Below are 19352 nucleotides of genomic sequence, written 5' to 3'. Positions count from 1 at the left end.
GGTGGTCCCTTTCACAGCCTCTCGAATCCCCGGCGGAGTTCCCAGTCGGTGACGGCGGCGTCGTACGCGTCGAGTTCGACGCGTGCCATGTTGCGGTAGTGGGCGACGACCTCGTCCCCGAAGGCGGCCTTGGCGACGGGGCTGTTCTCCCAGAGGTCGGCGGCCTCGCGCAGGGTGGTGGGGACGTGTTCGTAATCGGCGGTGTAGGCGTTCCCGGCGCAGGCCTCGGGGAGCCGCAGCTCGTTCTCCACCCCGTACAGACCCGCCGCCACCAGACCGGCCACCGCCAGGTACGGGTTGACGTCACCGCCGGGGAGCCGGTTCTCGAAGCGGGTCGAGGGGCCGTGGCCGACGACGCGCAGCGAGCAGGTCCGGTTGTCGTGGCCCCAGGCGACGGCGGTCGGGGCGAAGGAGCCCGGCTGGAACCGCTTGTAGGAGTTGATGTTGGGGGCGTACAGCAGGGAGAAGTCGCGCAGCGCGGCGAGCTGGCCCGCGAGGAACTGCCGCATGAGCTCGGACATGCCGTCGCCGCCGGGCCCGGCCATGACGTTCGTGCCGTCGGCGTCGGCGAGCGAGAGGTGGATGTGGCAGGAGTTGCCCTCGCGCTCGTTGTACTTCGCCATGAAGGTGAGCGAGCAGCCCTCCTGCGCGGCGATCTCCTTGGCGCCGGTCTTGTAGACGGCGTGCTGGTCGCAGGTGACGAGGGCGTCGTCGTAGCGGAAGGCGATCTCGTGCTGGCCGGGGTTGCACTCCCCCTTGGCGGACTCGACGGTCAGGCCCGCGCCGGCCATCTCGTTGCGGATGCGGCGCAGCAGCGGCTCGATGCGGCCGGTCCCGAGCACGGAGTAGTCGATGTTGTACTGGTTGGCGGGGGTCAGCCCCCGGTAGTCGGCGTTCCAGGCCTGCTCGTACGTGTCCTTGAAGACGATGAACTCGAGTTCGGTGCCGACCTGGGCGGTGAGGCCCCGTTCGGCGAGCCGGTCGAGCTGGCGGCGCAGGATCTGCCGGGGCGCGGCGACGACCGGGGAGCCGTCGTTCCAGGCGAGGTCGGCGGTGAGCATGGCGGTGCCCGCGTTCCAGGGCACGCGGCGCAGGGTGGTCAGGTCGGGGTGCATGGCGAAGTCGCCGTAGCCGCGCTCCCATGAGGACATGGCGTAGCCGTCGACGGTGTTCATGTCGGTGTCGACGGCGAGCAGATAGTTGCAGCCCTCCGTGCCGTGGTGGAGCACCTCGTCGAGGAAGAAGCGGGCCGCGAAGCGCTTGCCCTGGAGCCGGCCCTGCATGTCGGGGAACGCGAGGACGACGGTGTCGATCTCTCCGCTCGCGACGAGGGCGTGCAGCTCCTCCACGGTCAGCGGGGATGTGCGGTCTGCCACGGGAAGGTCCTCCTCAGGTCAACCGGAAGCCACAACGTAATCGCCCGGCCGTCGGCAGGGAAGGAGCCACGGGGCGTTCGGCGGGGCGCCTGCCCGCATGCTGAACGCCCCGGTGACACGCGCCGTGATCTCGTACGCTCGGGGGCTGGGCTCGGCACGTACGGCATTCGGGGAGCGCGACACCATGGTGAGCAGGCCGCTGATCGGCATCAGCACCTACCTGGAGAGCAGGGCCAGTTGGGGCATCTGGGAGCTGCCCGCCGCGCTGCTGCCGATCGGCTACCCGCGGCTCGTGCAGGAGTCCGGCGGTCTCGCCGCGATGACACCCCCGGACGACCCGAAGCACGCGCCGTCCGTGGTGGCCCGGCTCGACGGGGTGATCGTCGCGGGTGGTCCGGACGTGGATCCGGGGCAGTACGGCGCGCAGCGCGATCCGCACACCGGGCCGGCGGCCACGGAGCGGGACGCGTGGGAACTCGCGCTGATCCGGGCCGCGTTGACGTCGGGGACGCCGCTACTGGGGATCTGCCGCGGCATGCAGCTCCTGAACGTCGCCCTCGGTGGCACGCTCGCGCAGCACATCGAGGGCCATGTGAAGGCGACGGGCGTCTTCGGCCGCCACACGGTCACCCCGGTGCCCGGCACCCGCTACGGCGACCTCGTCCCCGAGCCCACCGACGTGCCGACCTACCACCACCAGGCGGTGGACCGGCTCGGCAAGGGCCTGGTCGTCTCGGCCCACGCGGACGACGGCACCGTCGAGGCGGTCGAGCTGCCGGGCATGTCGTGGGTGATGGGCGTGCAGTGGCATCCGGAGATGGGCGAGGACGCGCGGGTCACGGAAGGTCTGGTACGAGCCGCGGGTACGCCGCACGGTTTCTGAGCCGGGTCCGCAGCCAGGCGAGGGCGGCGGCGCCCTGCGCGCGCTGGAACGCCCGGATCGTGGGCAGGCCCGGCGGGGCGGGGAGCGCGCCGTGTTCCAGGAAGAACCCGGTCAGCCGGGCGACGGCGCGCGTGACGCCTTCCGGGTCCGCCTCGCGGCCCAACGGGTTCGCGGTGAACAGTACTTCGGGGTCGGGGCCGCCCTGCACCCGGATGCACGGCAGCATCAGGAGCAGGTCGTACCACGGTGCGGCGCGTACGGCGTGCGGCCAGTCGACGAAGACGACGTCGTCCCGGGTGAGCAGGATGTTGTCGGCCCGCAGGTCGGCGTGGACGAGCGTGTCGCCGGTGGCGAACTCGGCCCAGGGGTCGGCCAGTTCGGCCAGCGCGCGGGCGTTGCGGACGGCCCACGGGTCGACTCCGTCGAGCGTCTCCGGGTCCGCCGCGGCGAGCCGCCACCAGCTGCCCTTGCCCGGCCTGCTCTTCCCGCCGAGCCGCGGCGCGTCGATCGGGGCGGGGCTGAGCGTCCGCGCGAGCCGCTCGACGGCGTCGAGCACGCGATGCAACTCGTCCTCCCGCCAGGGCACATGAGGCTGTCGCCCGTCCACGTCCTCGAACGCGAGCGCCACCCAGGTCCCGTCGTCGTACACCCCCAGCAGCCGTGGCGCCGGGACGTCGTCCGGCAACGCGGCGGCGTTGCGCGCCTCGGCGCGGTGGAACTCGGGGCTCTGCGCGTTGGCCTCCGCGCTGACGGCCTTCACGAACGCGCGTCGGCCGTCCCCGAGCACGACCCGCGACGCGACCCCGGGGGAGAACCCCCCGGGCTGCGTCACGGCCTCGACGACGGCCGCCCCGAGCGCCTCCTCGACTCCGTCGCGAACCCGTCGAGGCAGCGCCCTCCAAGGCGTCCGCACCCCCACCGCATCCGGCCCCATCCCCCGATACTCCCACCCCGGCACGCCAAAACCCCGGGGCTCCGCCCCGCACCCCGCTCCTCAATCGCCGGAGGGGCTCAATATCCCACCGGCACCATTCAAGCCCCTGCGGCGCTTGAGCAGCAGGGTCCGGCACGACGCCCCCCCCACCTATAGCCCCTGCGACGCTTGAGCAGCAGGGTTCGGCGCGGCGCCCCCACCTATATCCCCTGCGGCGCCTGAGCAGCAGAGTTCGACACGACGCCCCGCACTTATAGCCTCTGCGGCGCTTGAGCAGCGGGGTCCGGGGCAGCGCCCCGGCATTTACGGCCCCGCGCCACGAGAGCCACGAGACCTGAGGCAGCCCCCACCTATAGCCCCTGCGGCGCTTGAGCAGCGGGGTCCGGGGCGGAGCCCCGTGGGGGCGGCCACGGGGTGGCGTCACCCGGAACGGGTCAGCGACAGCAGGTCTCGCGCGGGACCCACCGGCAAATGCCCCGTCGTCCACACCGCCCGCAACTCCCTCTCCAACCGCACCCCCTCCAACGGCACCTCCACCAACCGCCGCCCCCCGAGCTCCTCCCCCACCGCCAGCTCACTCAGCACGGACGGCCCCGCCCCACCCACCGCCGCCGACTTCACCGCGGTCGTCGACGACAGCTCGATGAGTGGCCGCGCGAGCCCGCCCAGCGCCGCCTCCAGCACCTGCCGCGTCCCCGACCCCTCCTCCCGCAGAATGAGCGGCGTCGCCGCCAACTCCCCCGCCGCCAACGGCTTCCGCCGCCGCGACCACGGATGTCCGGGCGCCACCACCACGATCAGCCGGTCGTGCGCGATGACCGCGGAGTCGAGCCCCGCGGGCACCGTGACCCCCTCCACGAACCCGAGATCCGCCTCGCCCCCGAGCAACCGCTCCGCCACCACCGTCGAGTTCCCCGCGAGCAGCGACACCGCCGTGTCCGGCCGCTCGGCCCGCAACGCGATCAGCCACCGCGGCAGCAGATACTCGGCGATCGTCATGCTCGCCGCCACCCGCAGCCGCGAATCGCGCCGGTCCCGCAGCGCCGACGCCCCCGCGTCGAACTGCTCGGCGGCCTCCACGATGGGCCGCGCCCAGTCCGTGACGAGCGCCCCGCCGTCGGTGAGCCGGGAGCCGCGCGGTGAACGGTCGACGAGGGCGAGCCCGAGCTGCCGCTCCATCGACCGGATCCGGCTGCTCGCGGCGGGCTGCGTGATGCCGAGGGAACGCGCGGCCGCGCCGAGACTGCCGAGCCGGGCCACCGCGAGCAGCAGTTGCAGCGCGCCCAGCTCCGGCACCCGGTGCGCGAGCCCGGCGTCCGGCACCTGCTCGGCGCCCCCGGCCTCCGTCTGGCCGGCCCCGCTCGCCGCGTTCGCCGTCCGGTCCTCACGCGCCTCGCGCCCTGCCCCGTGCCCCGCCTCGCTCATAAATCCAGCTTATGCCCTCATAGCGAGAACGTCCCTGGTGGGGGCCGCCCGTCGGCGGGACCGTAGGACCATGGTCACCGCCGCCCAGCCCGCATCCCGCCCCCTGCCCCGTCCCACCACCGGCGTCCGCGCCGCCGTCCGCCAGCTCGGACCGAACTGGTACGCCGCCGTGATGGGCACCGCGATCATCGCCAACGCGGGCGCCACCCTCCCCGTGCGGCTCCCGGGCCTGCGCAGCGCCTGCACCCTGCTGTGGGCCCTGTCCTTCGTCCTGCTCCTCGCGCTGCTCGGCGCCCGCGCGCTGCACTGGACGCACCACCGGGACCGGGCCAGGGAGCAGCTGCTCGACCCGACGGCGGCCCCGTTCTACGGCTGCCTCTCGATGGCGCTCCTCGCCGTCGGCGCGGCGACGGTCCTCGTGGGCCGGGACTGGATCGGCCTCCACGCGGCGCTGGCCGTGGACGTCGTCCTGTTCGTGGCGGGCACGGCCATCGGTCTGGTCGCGGCGGTCGCGATCCCGTACCTGATGGTGGTCCGGCACCGCATCGCCGCGCAGGACGCCTCACCGGTGTGGCTGCTCCCGGTCGTCGCGCCGATGGTGTCGGCGGCCGTGGGCCCGCTGCTGGTGCCGCATCTGGCGGAGGGGCAGGCGCGACAGACGCTGCTGCTCGCCTGTTACGCGATGTTCGGCCTGAGCCTGCTGGCGACGCTGGTCATGCTGCCGGCCGTGTTCACGCGACTGGTGACGGCGGGCCCGCTGCCGCTGGCGCTGACCCCGACGCTGTTCCTCGTGCTCGGTCCGCTCGGCCAGTCGACGACCGCCGCGAACAAGTTCGCCGACGTCGCGGGCGGCGTCCTCCCCGACGCGTACGCGCACGGTTTCACCGCGTTCGCCGTCCTGTACGGGGTGCCGGTGCTGGGTTTCGCCCTGATGTGGCTGGCGCTCGCCCTCGCGATGGTGGTGCGGGCGCGCCGCCGGGGCATGGGCTTCGCGATGACGTGGTGGGCGTTCACCTTCCCCGTCGGCACGTGCGTGACGGGCGCGGAGGGCCTCGGCAAGCACACGGGCCTCGTGGTCTTCGACGTCCTGGCCGTCGTGCTCTACGCGGGGCTGGTGGCGATCTGGGCCGTGGCGGCGGTTCACACGGCGCGCGGCCTGCTCAGCGGCCGACTGCTCGCGACGCCGGAACCGAGGACCGCCCCGTTGAGCTCGGCGAGCAGGCCGTCGGGGCACAGTTCGTAGAAGTCACCCCACCGCTCCCCCGCCCGCACTATGCCCCCGCGCCCCGCCGCAACGCCTCCCCCAGGACGCGCGGCGCGGTCGCCAACGACGGGCCGTACCAGGTGAGATGGCGCCCGCTGACCAGGGCCGCGGGCGTCTCGAAGGCCTCGGGGCCGTCGTCGCGGGTGAAACGGTACGGCTCGTCGGGCAGTACCACCAGGTCGATCCCTGCGGCCCGCAGTTCGTCGAGCGGGACGCGCGGATAGCGTTCGGCGTGCCCCGCGTAGACGTTGTCCACGCCGAGCCGCGCCAGCAGATCCCCCGCGAAGGTGTCGCGGCCGAGCACCATCCACGGACGCCGCCAGATCGGCACGGCGGCCCGCAACCGGCCCTCCGGTGCCGGGAGTTCGGCCCAGGCGGCCTCCGCGGCGTCCAGCCACCCGGGCCGCGCCGTCGCCCCGCAGGCGCGCAGCACCCGGTCCAATTCCCGTATGGCGTCCGGCAGTTCACGTACCTCGGTGACCAGGACCTCGATGCCGCAGGCGCGCAGCTCGGCCAGGTCCGCCGCCCGGTTCTCCTCCTCGTTGGCCACGACGAGGTCCGGGCGCAGCGCGACGACCGCGCGGACGTCGGGGTTCTTGGTGCCGCCGATCCGGGCCGCGTCCAGGCCCTCGGGGTGGGTGCACCAGTCGGTGACGCCGACCAGCACGCCGGGCAGTGTCACGGCGACCGCCTCCGTGAGGGACGGCACGAGCGAGACGACGCGCACGGTAGCGGGGCCTACTTCGGGCCCGGCTCGTCGACCGCGTCGATGTGCTCGGCGACCGCCACCACGAGCACCCGCGCGTCCGGCACGGTCGCCCGCCAGCGGTGCCGCACACCACCGGTCAGATACAGGGTGTCGCCGCGGACCAGGTGGTGGGCGCGGCCCTCCGCCTCGACCTCGACGGCGCCCTCGGTGACATGCATCAACACGTCGTTGCGCAGCTGGAACTCGCGGCCCGGGTCGTGGTCGCCGACGAACTCCTGGGCGTGCATCTGGTGGTGGCCGCGGACCAGGGACCGTACGACGAAGTCCGCCCCGTCGACGGCCTCCTCGACGTCGCCGTCGTCCGCCCGCACGAGATCCACGGTGCGGGCCGGGTCGGCGGCGGCGAGCAGCTCGACGGCGGTGGTGCCGAGCGCGTCGGCCACCTTCTCCAGGGAGCGGCGGCTGGGCCGCGCCCGCTCGTTCTCCACCTGGCTGAGGAACGGCACCGACAGGCCACTGCGCTCGGCGACCGCCGACAGGGTCAGTTCGAGGGAGCGGCGGCGCCGTCGGACGGCCGCGCCCACGCGCAGTGATTCCTTGTGTTCGTCCATGGCCCGCGCTCCCTTCCGCCGATTGCCCTGTTCGTTTGAATGCACCCTACGCAGTTTCGTCCCGCTGTTTCATGTGAGCGAGAGAAAGCGGTGGGTCACGATCGGGCCCGCGCGCCCTCGCGGGAGAGGAACAGGCATACCAGGCGCGCCGGTGGACCGCCAGGGTGAACCCGGCGCTCCGGCGCACGCGTGAGGGGCGGGCCCCCTCTCGGGAGCCCGCCCCTCACGGCCGGTGCGACGTCAGCGGGTCAGGAAGCAGTCATCCGCTTCTCGACGTCCTGGTGCGTCTTGAGCCACGTGGCGACCGCGTCCTCCTCGTGACCCTGGCCCTGCTTCGTGATCTCGGACTCCAGGCTCGCCAGCTCGTCCTCGCTCAGCTTGAAGTTCTTGAACCACTTCGTGAGCTGCGGGTACTTGTTGGGGAAGTCCTTGTGGGCGATCGTGCGGATCTTGTCGCCCGGACCCCAGGCCTTCTTCGAGTCCTTGAGCTTGGTCAGCTTGTAGTCGTTGTACGCCCAGTGCGGCGACCAGAGCACGACCGCGATCGGCTCCTTCTTGGCGTACGCGCGCTTCAGCTGCGCCAGCATCGCCGGCGTGGAGCCGTCGACGACCTTGTACTCCTTGTCCAGGCCGTAGGCCGGCAGGACGTCCTTCTTCAGGAGGTTCATCTCGCCGGTACCGGCCTCGATGCCGATGATCTTCCCGTCGAAGAGCTTGGACTTGCCCTTCAGGTCCTCGTAGGACTTGACGCCCTTCACGTAGGACGGGACGGAGACCTCAAGGGAGGTCGGGCTGTACCAGCTGCCCAGGTCGGCGAGGTTGTCCTTGTGCTTGTTCCAGTAGTTGGACTGGGCGTGCGGCAGCCAGGCGTCGAAGTTGACGTCGAGGTCACCGCTGGCGAGGCCGGTGTAGACCGGGCCCACGTCCATCTGCTTGAGGTTCAGCTTGTAGCCGCGCTTCTCCAGAACGTTCTTCCAGAGGTACGTGACGGCGATGTCCTCGTCCCAGGGGAACCAGGCGACGTTCACCGGGCGCTTGGCCTCGGCCGGGGTCGACTGCTTCTTCACGGGGGCCAGCTTGTCGACGAGGCCCGGGTTCTGCTTGAGCCACGTCTTGACGGCGTCCTGCTGCTTGCCCTTGCCGGCCTTGTTGATCTCGGCCTCAAGGCTGGTGAGCTGCTTCTCGGTCAGCTTGAAGTCCTTGACCCACTTGTTGACCTCGGGGAAGTCCTTGCCGAAGCCCTTGCGGGCCAGCGAGTGGATGCCGTCACCCTTGCCCCAGGCACCCTTCGGGTCCTTGAGCTTCGTCAGCTTGTAGTCGTTGTACGCCCAGTGCGGCGACCACAGCGTGGTGACGATCGGTTCCTTCTTGGCGTACGCGCGCTTCAGCTCGGCCAGCATCGCCGGCGTGGAGCTGTCGACGACCTTGTACTCCTTGTCGAGGCCGTACTCCTTGAGGACCTTGCTCTTGAGCAGGGCCATCTCGCCGGCGCTCGCCTCGATGCCGGTGATCTTGCCGCCGAACTTGTCGGCCTGACCCTTCAGGTCCTCCATCGACGTGATGTCCTTCATGTACGAAGGCACCGCGAGTTCGAGGGAGGTGGGCCCGTACCAGGAACCGAGGTCCTCCAGGTCCTTGCCGTACTTCTTCCAGTACTCGGCGTGCGTGACCGGCAGCCACGAGTCGGTCTGGAAGTCGACGGAGCCCTGGGAGAGCGAGGTGTAGAGCGGTCCGGCGTCGAACTGCTTGGTCTCGACCTGGAAACCGCGCTGCTCCAGGATCTCCTTCCACAGGAACGTGGAGGCGACGCCCTCGTCCCAGGGGATGTAGCCGATGGAGATCTTCTTGCCCTGGCCCACGTTGGTGGAGGAGGCGGTCGGAGCGGCGCCGCCGCTGCTCTGGCCGAACATGCCCATGCCGCCCGCGACGAGCGCGAGGACGACGACACCGACGACGGCGACGGCCGGACGGGGACGGTAGGACCAGATCTTCAGACCCTGCGTGACCCGCAGCTTGTTCAGCGCACGGCGGCCCAGCGGGGAGACCTGCTGGCCCAGCGAGCTGGTCATGCGGTCCAGGTAGATCGCCAGGATCACGATCGAGATGCCGGACTCGGCGCCGAGGCCGACGTTGAGCTGGCCGATGGCCTCGTTGACCGCGCCACCGAGACCGCCGGTGCCGACCATGCCCGCGATGGCGGCCATGGACAGGCCCAGCATGATGACCTGGTTGACACCCGCCATGATCGTCGGCAGGGCCAGCGGCAGCTGCACGCGGAAGAGGGTGTTGCGCGGCGTCGTACCGAACGCCTCGGCCGCCTCGACCAGTTCCTTGTCGACCTGGCGGATGCCCAGCTCGGTCATGCGCACACCCGGCGGCACCGCGAAGATCAGCGTCGCGACGATACCGGCGGGGGCGCCCGAGCCGAAGAACAGGATCGCGGGGATCAGGTAGACCATCGCCGGCAGCGTCTGCATCAGGTCGAGGACCGGCCTGAACAGATTGCTGATCCGGTTGGAGCGGGCCGCCCAGATACCCAGCGGCACACCGATGATCAACGCGATGAGTGTGGAGACCAGGACGAGAGACAGGGTCTCCATCGCCTTGGTCCACAGTTCGAGGTTCTGGATGAACCAGAACCCGATGAAGGTGAGGACCGCGCCGAGTGTGCCGCGCAGCCAGAACGCGATGACGGCGAAGATGCCGGCGAGGATCAGCGGCTCGGGGGCCGTCAGGACGTTCGTGATGCCGTCGTAGACACCGCTGAAGACGCTCTCGAAGAAGTCGAAGAGCCAGGCCATGTGGTCGAGCATCCAGTCGACCACATCGTTGACCCAGTCACCGAAGGGAATCCTAGGCACCGGCGTTCACCTTCTCCGCCGACTCGTCGCCTTCGCCACGCGGCGACGGGACGGCGTCGTTCTTGTCCTCGGTGGGGCTCGCGGCCGCACCGTCCGTACCGTCCTCGACGGTCTTCATGGGTTCGCCGAGCACGGCCAGCAACCGCTCACGCGGCACCACACCCTGCAAAGCGCCCTCGTCGTCGACGACGGCCACGGGTATCCCACTCGTCGAGCACGGCGTGAACAGATCCACGATCGGCGCGTCCTGATGCACCTTCGCCGGCGCCGCCGCCAGGTCGTAACCCGCCTCCGGCTCCGCCATGATCGCCCGCGCACTCAACACCCGGGAACGGTCCACGTCCTGCGTGAACGACGCCACGTAATCATTGGCCGGCGTCACCAGAATGTCCTCGGCCGAACCGATCTGCACGATCCGCCCATCACGCATCACCGCGATGTTGTCACCCAGCCGCATCGCCTCGTTCAGATCGTGCGTGATGAACACGATCGTCTTCTTCAGCGTCTTCTGCAGCTCCAGCAACTGATCCTGCATGTCCCGCCGGATCAACGGGTCCAGCGCACTGAACGACTCGTCCATCAACAACAGATCCGCATCCGTGGCCAGCGCCCGCGCCAGCCCCACACGCTGCTGCATACCGCCCGACAGCTCGTCCGGGAAGGACTTCTCCCACCCCTCCAGACCCGCCAGACGCAGCGCCTCCACCGCCCGCTCCTCACGCTCCGCACGCGCCACGCCCTGAACCTCCAGGCCGTACGCCGCGTTCTCCATCACCGACCGGTGCGGAAACAGCGCGAAATGCTGGAACACCATGCTGATCTTGTGCGAACGAACCTGCCGCAGCTCCTTGGGAGCCAGCGCCGTCAGATCCTGCCCGTCGAAACGCACATGCCCCGCGGTCGGCTCCAACAGCCCGTTCAGCATCCGCAGAAGCGTGGACTTGCCGGAACCCGACAGACCCATGACGACGAAGATCTGGCCGGACTCGACCGTGAACGACGCATCGATCACAGCGGCGGTGGTTCCCTCGGCACGCAGATCCTCACGGTCCGCGCCACTGCGGAGCTTCTCCACAGCCTCATCGGGTCGTCTGCCGAACACCTTGTACAGGTGCTCGGCTTCAAGCCTGGACACATACACCTCTCGGGTCGAACCAAGACGGCCCGCCTCCCCCGCCGGCGGGCCGTAGAGCGTCGCGGATCCTTCCGCTTGACCGGCCGTCCCTTCAATAGTTGAAGTACGGACCGGCTCCGCTCCGAGACGGCGCCTGCCCTCGTTTATGTGAATCAAACGAAGGAGTTACCCAGTTCACAGCACTTCACTCACACTGTTCGCATCATCACAGCCGGTGACTGTCAGTGGGGTGCGGCATGATGCGAACGTGACCCAGACGACATCCACGGCAGGATCGGCGGAGCGCCGCCTGATGCTGCTCGACACCGCATCCCTGTACTTCCGCGCCTACTTCGGAGTGCCGGACTCGGTGAAGGCCCCGGACGGCACGCCGGTGAACGCGGTGCGCGGCCTGCTCGAGTTCATCACCCGCCTCGTCCACGACCACCGCCCCACCCACCTGGTGGCCTGCATGGACGCGGACTGGCGCCCCCAGTGGCGCGTCGACCTCATCCCCTCGTACAAGGCGCACCGCGTCGCCGAGGAGACGGCGGCCGGGACGCCGGACGAGGAGGAGATCCCGGACACCCTCTCCCCGCAGGTCCCGGTCATCGAGGCCGTGCTCGACGCGCTGGGCATCGCGCGCGTGGGCGTGGCGGGCTACGAGGCGGACGACGTGATCGGCACGTTCACGGGGCGGGCCGAGGACCCGGTCGACATCGTGACCGGCGACCGCGACCTGTTCCAGCTGGTCGACGACAAGCTGGGGCGCCGCGTCCTGTACCCGCTCAAGGGGGTCGGCACCCTCCAGGTGACGGACGAGGACCTGCTCCGCGAGAAGTACGGGGTGGACGGGGCCGGTTACGCGGACATGGCGCTGCTGCGCGGCGACCCGAGCGACGGACTGCCGGGCGTACCGGGCGTCGGCGAGAAGACCGCGGCGAAGCTGCTCGCGCAGTACGGGGACCTGGCCGGGATCATGGCGGCCGTCGACGACCCGAAGTCCAAGCTGACGCCGACGCAGCGCAAGCGGCTCGACGAGGCGCGCCCGTACCTGGCGGTGGCGCCGACGGTGGTGCGCGTCGCGGGCGACGTACCGCTGCCCGCGGTGGACACGGCGCTGCCGCGGGAGCCGCGGGACCCCGCGGCGCTCGAGGAGCTGGCGGCCCGCTGGGGCTTGGGAGGTTCTTTGCAGCGCCTCCTCACCACGCTCTCAGAATGAGGTGTTAGCTTAGGTATACCTAACTAATAGTGGATCGAGGGAGACCGCCCCATGGCCGAGCGCCCCGCACGCCCGCCCCGCAAGGCTCGCTCCGCGCAGGTCGTGCGCGCCGAGAGCATCACGCCCCACATGCGACGGGTGGTGCTCGGCGGGGAAGGTCTCGCGGACTTCCCGCAGGAGCTCGAACACACCGACCACTACGTGAAGTTGCTCTTCCCGCCGGCCGGGGTGACCTACGACGAGCCGTTCGACATGGCGCGGATCCGCGAGGAACTGCCCCGCGACCAGTGGCCCGTGACGCGCACGTACACGGTGCGCGCGTGGGACCCGACCGCGCTGGAGCTCACCATCGACTTCGTGGTGCACGGCGACGAGGGCCTGGCCGGCCCTTGGGCGGCGGCGGCCCGGGGCGGCGAGACCATCCGCCTGATGGGCCCCGGCGGCGCCTACCACCCGGACACCTCGGCCGACTGGCACCTCATCGCCGGTGACGAGAGCGCCCTGCCGGCGATCGCCGCCTCGCTGGAGGCGCTGCCCGAGGGGACGCGGGCGCACGTCTTCGTCGAGGTGGAGGGGCCCGAGGAGGAGCAGAAGATCGACTCCCCGGTGGACGTCACCTATCTGCACCGCGCGGGCCGCCCGGTCGGCCAGGCGCTGATCGCCGCGGTCACCGGCCTCGACTTCCCCGAGGGCCGGGTCCACGCGTTCGTCCACGGCGAGGCCGGCTTCGTCAAGGAACTCCGCCGCCACCTGCGCATCGACCGCCAGATCCCCCGCGAGGACCTCTCCATCTCCGGCTACTGGCGCCTCGGCCACAACGAAGACGGCTGGCAAGCCTCCAAGCGCGACTGGAACGCCCAAGTCGAAGCCGAACAAGAGGCGTAACCCGGGGGCTCCCCCCTTTCAAGCCCCTGCGGCGCTTGAGCAGCGGGGTCCGGGGCGGAGCCCGGATCTTTCAGCCGCTGGGGCGCCACTCCAGCCCCTCCGGCGCTTGAGGAGCGGGGTCCGGGGCGGAGCCCCGCTTCCTTGAAGCCCCTGCGACGCTTGAGCAGCCGACCCGGGGACGGAACCCCGATCCCTTGAAGCCCCTCCGGCGATTGAGGAGCGGGGTCCGGGGCAGAGCCCCGTGAGCGAGGGCACGGTACCGGTGACACAACCCCCCGCAAAACACCACCCCGTACTGTGACCCCCCGTGAGACGAAAGCGCCCCACCCCACCCCCCGCCCCCCTCCCCCAACGCTCCGGCATCGACCCCGTCCACGTACGCCTCCCGGCCGAAACCCACTGGCCCACCATCCGGGACCACCTCGTCGCCCGCCTCACCGCCCCACCCACCACCATCGACCGCATGATCACGCAACAGGCGATCGTCACGGCCGACGGCACCCCGATCACCCGCGAGACCCCGTACACCCCCCACACCCACGTGTGGTTCCACCGCGACCTCGCCCCGGAACCCCCCGTCCCGTACCCCATCGAGGTCGTCCACCAGGACGAGCACATCGTGGTCGCGGACAAGCCGCACTTCCTCGCCACCACCCCCCGCGGCAGCCACATCACCGAAACGGCCCTCGCCCGCCTCCGCCGCGACCTGAACCTCGAACGGCTGAGCCCCGCCCACCGCCTGGACCGCCTCACCGCCGGCCTCGTCCTGTTCGTGGTCCGCCCGGAGGAACGCGGCCGGTACCAGACCCTGTTCAGCGAGCGCCAGGTCACGAAGGCGTACGAGGCGGTCGCCGCGTACACCCCGGACGTGTCGCTCCCCGTCACCGTACGCAGCCACATCGAGAAGGAACGCGGACGGCTCGCTGCGTACGAGGTCCCGGACGCCGAGCCGAACGCCGTCAGCCACGTCGAACTGGCCGACCACAAGCGGGACCTGGGCCTGTACCGCCTCACCCCTCACACCGGCCGCACCCACCAACTGCGCGTCCACATGAACCGCTTGGGCCTGCCGATCCTCGGCGACCCGCTCTACCCGGCCGTCCTCGACGCGGCCCGGCCGGACGATTTCCGCCGCCCCCTCCAACTCCTCGCCCGCACCCTGGAGTTCAGGGATCCGGTGACCGGCCGCGAGCACCGCTTCGTGAGCCGAAGGGAACTCGCGGCCTGGTCCTCGTACGAGCAGTGGGCCGAGGGCCCGGCCTGACGGACCGGTTCACTCACCGCGCCACCAGCGCAGGAACCGCTGCCAGCGTCCGAGCCGCACCGGAGCCGCCGGCTCGGGAGCCGAGGCCGGACCCGGCACCGCGGAAGGCACAGGCACAGAAGCGGGCGCAGACGCAGGCGCGGGCGCGGGCGCAGCAGGCCGCCCCGCCGCAGCCGCGGCCAGCGGCGCCGCAACGGACCCCGCCGAGACCTTCCATTCGGGAACCCGCTGCCCCCCGATGCTCGGCAGCGAGGTGACATCCTGCTGCGGACGCGGCGTGAACTCGACGGGCAGCGCCACGAGATGCCGCGACAGGATCGTCGAGGTCCAGCTCAACTCCGCCTCGGACACGGAGAGTTCCGCGTCGGGAAGCCGCATCAGGAACGCGTCGACACCGATCTCGGCGACGGCACGGCCGATGTCCTGCCCCGGGCACTCGTGCGGCCCGCCGCCGAACGCCAGGTGCGAGCGGTTGCCCTGCATGTGGGCGCCAGGCTCGGGCCGGATGACCGGGCACGCGTTGCCCGGCTGGATGCCGAAGAGCAGTCCGTCGCCCGCCCTGATGTGCTGCCCGCCGAGCTCGGTGTCCGTCTTGGCGAAGTAGCCGCACATCGCGCTGAAGGGGGGCTCGTCCCACAGCGACTGCTCGACCGCCTCCGGCACCGTCATCTGCCCGCCGTTGAGCCGCGCGCGGAAGCGCGGGTCGGTGAGCACGACGCGCAGCACGTTGGCGATGAGGTTGGCCGTCGCCTCGTACGCGGCGATCAGGATGAGCCGCAGATGTCCGCCCACCTCGTCGTCGGTGAGGGCCGCGGGGTGGGTGAGGAGGTGACTGGTGAGGTCTTCGCGGGGGTCGTTCCTGCGGCGCCGGGTGAGTTCCATCAGGACGCCCATGATGAACTCGTTGCTGGCGATGGCCGTTTCCGTGCCCTTGATCATGTCGCGGGCCGCCTGCACGAAACGTTCGCTGTAGGCGTCGGGGGCACCGATGATGTCCAGCATCACCATCATCGGCAGATGCTCGGCGAACTCCCTGACGACCTCGCAGTGGCCGCGCTCGGAGAACCGGTTGATGATCTCCTGGGTGGCCCTGTTGATGGAACGGCGCAGATCGCGATGGTTGATCGTCTCCACGGCGCTGTCGACCGCGTCGCGCAGCCGCCGGTGCGCCTCACCCTCGTTGAAGGAGGTGATGGGCTGCCAGGAGAAGACCGGGGCGAGCGGATGCTTCGGCTTGACGTTGCCGTTCAGCAGCTCGTTCCAGTTGCGGGCGTCGCGGTTGAACAGGCTGGTGGAGGTCACCATGTGCAGGTTCTCGCTGTGTCCGAGCACCGCCCACATGCGCACGTCGTCGTGGATCAGCACCGGGGCGACCTGGCCGTGCTCGGCGCGCAGCTTCTCGTACACGCCGGCGATGTCCGCCTCGGCCTCGGGGCCGTACAGCCGGCGCAGTCCGCCGGGGCCGAGGGCGTCGTGCGCGGGGCAGCCGGGCGGTGGCGCGAGCGAGGGGTCTCCGAAGGCGTCGTGTCCGGCGGGTGACTCAGAGGGCTGGAAGGGTGACGTCACGGGAACGCTCCGGTCGGTGTGGTCAACGGACGTTGGTGGGGTGTGCGAGCGCACGTCAGGCGTGGTGCAGCGCCATCTCGTGCAGGAACCGCATCAGCGTGAGCAGCACCTCGCGGCTCGACGCCCTGCGCCGCACGTCGCAGTCGACGATGGGGACGTGCGGGTCCAGGTCGAGGGCCGAGCGCAGTTCCTCGGTGGGGTAGCGCGGCCCGTCGGGGAAGGTGTTGTTGGCGATGACGAACGGCACTCCGCGCTCTTCGAGGCGTCCTATGACGTCGAAGCTGACTTCGAGGCGGCGTGTGTCGACGAGCACCACGGCGCCGAGCGCGCCTTCGAACAGGCCGTTCCACAGGAACCAGAACCGCTCCTGCCCCGGCGTGCCGAAGAGGTACAGGACGAGTTCCTCGGTGATGCCGATGCGGCCGAAGTCCATGGCCACGGTGGTGGCGGTCTTGGTCTCCGAGCCGTAGTTGTCGTCGACGCCGATGCCCGCCTGCGTCATCGTCTCTTCGGTGGTGAGCGGGCGGATCTCGCTGACGGAGCCGACCATGGTGGTCTTGCCGACGCCGAAGCCGCCCACGATGACGATCTTGACGGCCGAGGACACCGTGTCGGGCATCCGCTCCTCGGCCCGTGGGCCGGGAATGTGCAGGCTCGTCGCGGTGTCGGTCCCGGCCGCGCTGTCAGAGCTTCTGTAGTCCATGCATCACCGCTTCGAGAAGGGAACGGTCCGCGACCGCGCCTCGGATCACCGGCGCGCGTGCCTGCACGAGTTCGGCCGCGAGGAGTTCGCCGAGCAGCACGGTGACCACGCTGAACGGCAGTTGGAGGTAGGCCGAGATCTCAGCCGTCGACAGGGGCGTCCTGCACAGGCGTATGACGGCGGCCTGCTCGGGGGGCGCCGAGGGCGGCGGTTCGCCGCGCGCCACGATCAGGGTCACCAGATCGAGGGGCGCGCGGTCGCTGCCTTCGGTTCCTCCCGTGATCACGTAGAGGCGCTCGGGGTCGGGCTTGCCGTCGCCCTGCTGCGCCCGGCGCTCGCGTTGGGGCGGGGGCTCCCTGAACGGGGGTTCGGGTGGGCGGTGCGTCATACGGTCTGGCCGTTGTGCCGGGGCGGGCTCGTCAGATGGGCGCCGATCCGGATGACGAGATCGCGCATCTGGTGGCTGACGAGGCCCGCGTCGACGAACTGGTCGGCGAGCACGGCGAGGTAGGCGCCCTTGCCCGCGGCCATCAGATAGAAGAAGCCTCCGTCGACCTCGATGATGACCATGTTCATCTGGCCGCTGCTCTCCGGGATCTCCGTGGCGACGGCGGAGGCCAGCGACTGGAGTCCCGCGCAGGCCGCGGCGATCCGGTCGGCGGCGTCGGGGTCACCCCCGTAGCGGGCGATGCGCAGGCCGTCGGAGGAGAGCACCACCACCTGCTTGACGTTGTGCACGCATTCGGCAAGCTCCTTGAGCATCCAGTCGAAATTGGCACGTTGCTGGATCACTGATGGTCTCCCTCGTCGACCTGCTGGTTGTAGGCGTCGTCATGCGGCTTGGCCGACCCCTCCGGGCCGTGGGCGGTCTCCCCCACCGCACCGGCCCCCTCGGCCTGGCCCCCCTCGGGCTTCAGTCCGTTCATGAACGCCTCGACCCACAGACCGGGTTCGGGCATGTCCGGCCCGCTGTGCTGGTCGGGCTCCCCGGGCGATCCGGGGGCCGGTGCTCCGTACGCAGCCGGAGCGGGACCCGCCGCGGGCGGCGGCATCGAGAGGTCCGGGTTGCGGGGCGTCACGATGATCTGGTCCTCGATGACCTTCGTGTCGTACTTCCTGCGCCGCTGGGGCAGGCCGTTGGCCCGCCATTCCGTGACCACGGGAACGTCGTCCTCCATCGCGACCAGCGGGGCGGAGGGGCGCGGGCCCGTGGTGGGGCGGCGCGTCTTCTTCAGCCGCGGCTCTTCCTTGACCGGTACGCCGTTGTGGTCGACGCGGGGCACGGCGGTGGCGCCGATGCCGTGGGCGAGGCCGGGGGCGGGCTGGGTGCTCATCATGTCGCGCGGCACGACGAGGACCGCGCGGACGCCGCCGTACGCGGACTGGCGCAGCGAGATCTGCATCTTGTACATCGCGCACAGCCGGCCGACGATCGCGAGGCCGAGACGCGGGCTCTCGCCGAGGTCGTTGAGGTCGTAGCCGGACTGAGCCCGCTCCAGCATGCGCTCGGTCTTGCGGCGCTGTTCCTCGCTGAGGCTGACGCCGCCGTCCTCGATCTCGATGGCGACACCGGTCTGCACCTCGACCGCGGTGACGTGCACGCGGGTGGTCGGCGGCGAGTAGCGGGTGGCGTTGTCGAGGAGTTCGGCGCAGGCGTGGATGACGGGCTCGACGGAGACGCCCCTGATGGCGACGTCGCAGATGGCGTGCAGGTCGATGCGCGGGTATTCGAGGATGCGCGACATGGCGCCGCGCAGCACGCTGTAGAGCTTGACGGGCTTGGGCCACTGGCGTCCCGGGCGAGCGCCGCCGAGGACGGTGACGGAGTCGGCGAGCCGGCCGATCAGGGCCGTGCCGTGGTCGATGCGCAGCAGGTCGTCGAAGACCTCGGGGTTGCGGCCGTGGTCCTCCTCCATCTCGCGGAGTTCCTCGGCCTGCTTGTGCACGATGGCCTGGACGCGGCGGGCGACGGAGACGAACGCGCGCTGCGCGGCGTCCCGCATCGTGATCTCGGTGTCGACCGCCTTGAGCGCCGCGGTCATCAACTCGCGCTCACCCGCGGTGACATCGTGGAACGCGGGCTCGCCGTCGCAGGTGTTGCGGACGGCGTCGTAGGGCCGGTCGCCGCAGTGCATCCGGTACATGGCCTGCGGGAAGACGTCCCTGGCCACCCTCATGGTCCGGTGTTCCTGGGCGGCGATGTGCGCTTCCAGCTCGGCCACGCGCTGCGTGTAGTGCGCGCGCTGCGCCCGGTTCACGCGGCCGCGGCGGACCGCCTCGGCGGAGACGGCCAGCACGAGGAGCGCGCCGAACGCGCCGCACAGGGAGACCGCGAGCCGGGCGGGCTCCGCGACCAGGGCGGCGGCCGCTCCGGTGGCGGCCGCCATGACCATGGCGGGCAGCAACAGCACGCGCAGATAGGGGACTTCTCGGCCACCGGGAGGCGATTGAACACTCACCATGTATGCCCTCTGAACGGTCGGGTCGGGGAAATTCGAGACGGTTCGCCGCGCTTGGCCGCACTTGGAAAGTGCC

At 70.8% G+C, this 19352-nt stretch carries 17 protein-coding genes; 5 read left to right on the top strand and 12 right to left on the bottom strand.

Going from position 1 to position 19352, the window contains the following annotated elements; all coding sequences use genetic code 11:
- Positions 1-11: 11 nt before the first annotated feature.
- Positions 12-1376: a glutamine synthetase family protein gene (locus ACYBSK_RS10810; RefSeq protein WP_457476683.1), complete on the bottom strand. Its 1365-nt coding sequence runs from the start codon at positions 1374-1376 to the stop codon at positions 12-14.
- Between the two features lie 187 nt (positions 1377-1563).
- Here ACYBSK_RS10810 and ACYBSK_RS10805 point away from each other — a divergent pair, with 187 nt between their 5' ends.
- Positions 1564-2259 carry a gamma-glutamyl-gamma-aminobutyrate hydrolase family protein gene (locus ACYBSK_RS10805; protein WP_457481707.1) on the top strand — a complete coding sequence of 232 codons (696 nt, stop codon included), beginning with the start codon at positions 1564-1566 and terminating at the stop codon, positions 2257-2259.
- Here ACYBSK_RS10805 and ACYBSK_RS10800 read toward each other — a convergent pair.
- Together ACYBSK_RS10800 and ACYBSK_RS10795 are read right to left on the bottom strand one after the other, a co-directional pair.
- Complete coding sequence (locus tag ACYBSK_RS10800) at positions 2213-3193, bottom strand: aminoglycoside phosphotransferase family protein (protein WP_460245912.1); 981 nt, start codon at positions 3191-3193, stop codon at positions 2213-2215. The genes ACYBSK_RS10805 and ACYBSK_RS10800 overlap by 47 nt on opposite strands.
- A gap of 420 nt (positions 3194-3613) precedes the next feature.
- A complete protein-coding gene (locus tag ACYBSK_RS10795) occupies positions 3614-4618 on the bottom strand; it encodes a LysR family transcriptional regulator (RefSeq protein ID WP_460245911.1) in 1005 nt (334 codons plus the stop codon).
- Between the two features lie 70 nt (positions 4619-4688).
- Between ACYBSK_RS10795 and ACYBSK_RS10790 the strand changes: the two genes are divergently transcribed.
- Positions 4689-5861, top strand: coding sequence for a TDT family transporter (locus ACYBSK_RS10790; protein ID WP_460245910.1), 1173 nt, complete (start codon positions 4689-4691; stop codon positions 5859-5861).
- 28 nt (positions 5862-5889) lie between these two features.
- Here ACYBSK_RS10790 and ACYBSK_RS10785 read toward each other — a convergent pair whose 3' ends face one another.
- The 4 genes from ACYBSK_RS10785 to ACYBSK_RS10770 form a co-directional block, all read right to left on the bottom strand.
- Entirely contained in the window at positions 5890-6609 is a 720-nt protein-coding gene (locus ACYBSK_RS10785) for a helical backbone metal receptor (protein WP_460245909.1), read from the bottom strand.
- 11 nt (positions 6610-6620) lie between these two features.
- Positions 6621-7202 (bottom strand): helix-turn-helix domain-containing protein, encoded by a 582-nt coding sequence (locus ACYBSK_RS10780; protein ID WP_457476678.1) that lies wholly within the window; start codon positions 7200-7202, stop codon positions 6621-6623.
- Between the two features lie 248 nt (positions 7203-7450).
- The gene (locus tag ACYBSK_RS10775) at positions 7451-10063 is read right to left on the bottom strand and encodes an ABC transporter permease/substrate binding protein (protein WP_460245908.1); all 2613 of its coding nucleotides are present in this window, start codon (positions 10061-10063) and stop codon (positions 7451-7453) included.
- Positions 10056-11198: a quaternary amine ABC transporter ATP-binding protein gene (locus ACYBSK_RS10770; protein ID WP_460245907.1), complete on the bottom strand. Its 1143-nt coding sequence runs from the start codon at positions 11196-11198 to the stop codon at positions 10056-10058. Before ACYBSK_RS10770 ends, ACYBSK_RS10775 begins: the two co-directional genes overlap by 8 nt.
- A gap of 292 nt (positions 11199-11490) precedes the next feature.
- Between ACYBSK_RS10770 and ACYBSK_RS10765 the strand changes: the two genes are divergently transcribed.
- The 3 genes from ACYBSK_RS10765 to ACYBSK_RS10755 all read left to right on the top strand — a co-directional run bounded on the left by ACYBSK_RS10765 (position 11491) and on the right by ACYBSK_RS10755 (position 14548).
- On the top strand, positions 11491-12399 hold the full coding sequence (locus ACYBSK_RS10765) for a 5'-3' exonuclease (RefSeq protein ID WP_460246999.1): 909 nt from the start codon (positions 11491-11493) through the stop codon (positions 12397-12399).
- 51 nt (positions 12400-12450) lie between these two features.
- A complete protein-coding gene (locus ACYBSK_RS10760) occupies positions 12451-13284 on the top strand; it encodes a siderophore-interacting protein (protein WP_457476675.1) in 834 nt (277 codons plus the stop codon).
- 307 nt (positions 13285-13591) lie between these two features.
- Positions 13592-14548 carry a pseudouridine synthase gene (locus tag ACYBSK_RS10755; protein ID WP_457476674.1) on the top strand — a complete coding sequence of 319 codons (957 nt, stop codon included), beginning with the start codon at positions 13592-13594 and terminating at the stop codon, positions 14546-14548.
- 9 nt (positions 14549-14557) lie between these two features.
- Here ACYBSK_RS10755 and ACYBSK_RS10750 read toward each other — a convergent pair whose 3' ends face one another.
- Genes ACYBSK_RS10750 through ACYBSK_RS10730 form a run of 5 tightly spaced genes read right to left on the bottom strand, consistent with a single transcriptional unit; the run spans position 14558 to position 19279 of the window.
- A complete protein-coding gene (locus ACYBSK_RS10750; protein WP_460245906.1) occupies positions 14558-16114 on the bottom strand; it encodes a cytochrome P450 in 1557 nt (518 codons plus the stop codon).
- 55 nt (positions 16115-16169) lie between these two features.
- Positions 16170-16817 carry a GTP-binding protein gene (locus ACYBSK_RS10745; protein WP_457476672.1) on the bottom strand — a complete coding sequence of 216 codons (648 nt, stop codon included), beginning with the start codon at positions 16815-16817 and terminating at the stop codon, positions 16170-16172.
- Positions 16798-17205, bottom strand: coding sequence for a DUF742 domain-containing protein (locus tag ACYBSK_RS10740; RefSeq protein WP_457476671.1), 408 nt, complete (start codon positions 17203-17205; stop codon positions 16798-16800). The genes ACYBSK_RS10745 and ACYBSK_RS10740 overlap by 20 nt, the downstream gene beginning before the upstream one ends.
- The gene (locus ACYBSK_RS10735) at positions 17202-17609 is read right to left on the bottom strand and encodes a roadblock/LC7 domain-containing protein (RefSeq protein ID WP_457476670.1); all 408 of its coding nucleotides are present in this window, start codon (positions 17607-17609) and stop codon (positions 17202-17204) included. The genes ACYBSK_RS10740 and ACYBSK_RS10735 overlap by 4 nt, the downstream gene beginning before the upstream one ends.
- Entirely contained in the window at positions 17606-19279 is a 1674-nt protein-coding gene (locus ACYBSK_RS10730) for an ATP-binding protein (RefSeq protein ID WP_457476669.1), read from the bottom strand. Before ACYBSK_RS10730 ends, ACYBSK_RS10735 begins: the two co-directional genes overlap by 4 nt.
- Positions 19280-19352: the final 73 nt, after the last annotated feature.

The sequence above is a fragment of the Streptomyces sp. BYX5S genome, assembly GCF_054724165.1.
Note: the sequence above shows the minus strand (reverse complement) of the source record. Positions and strands in the feature narration are given on the sequence as shown.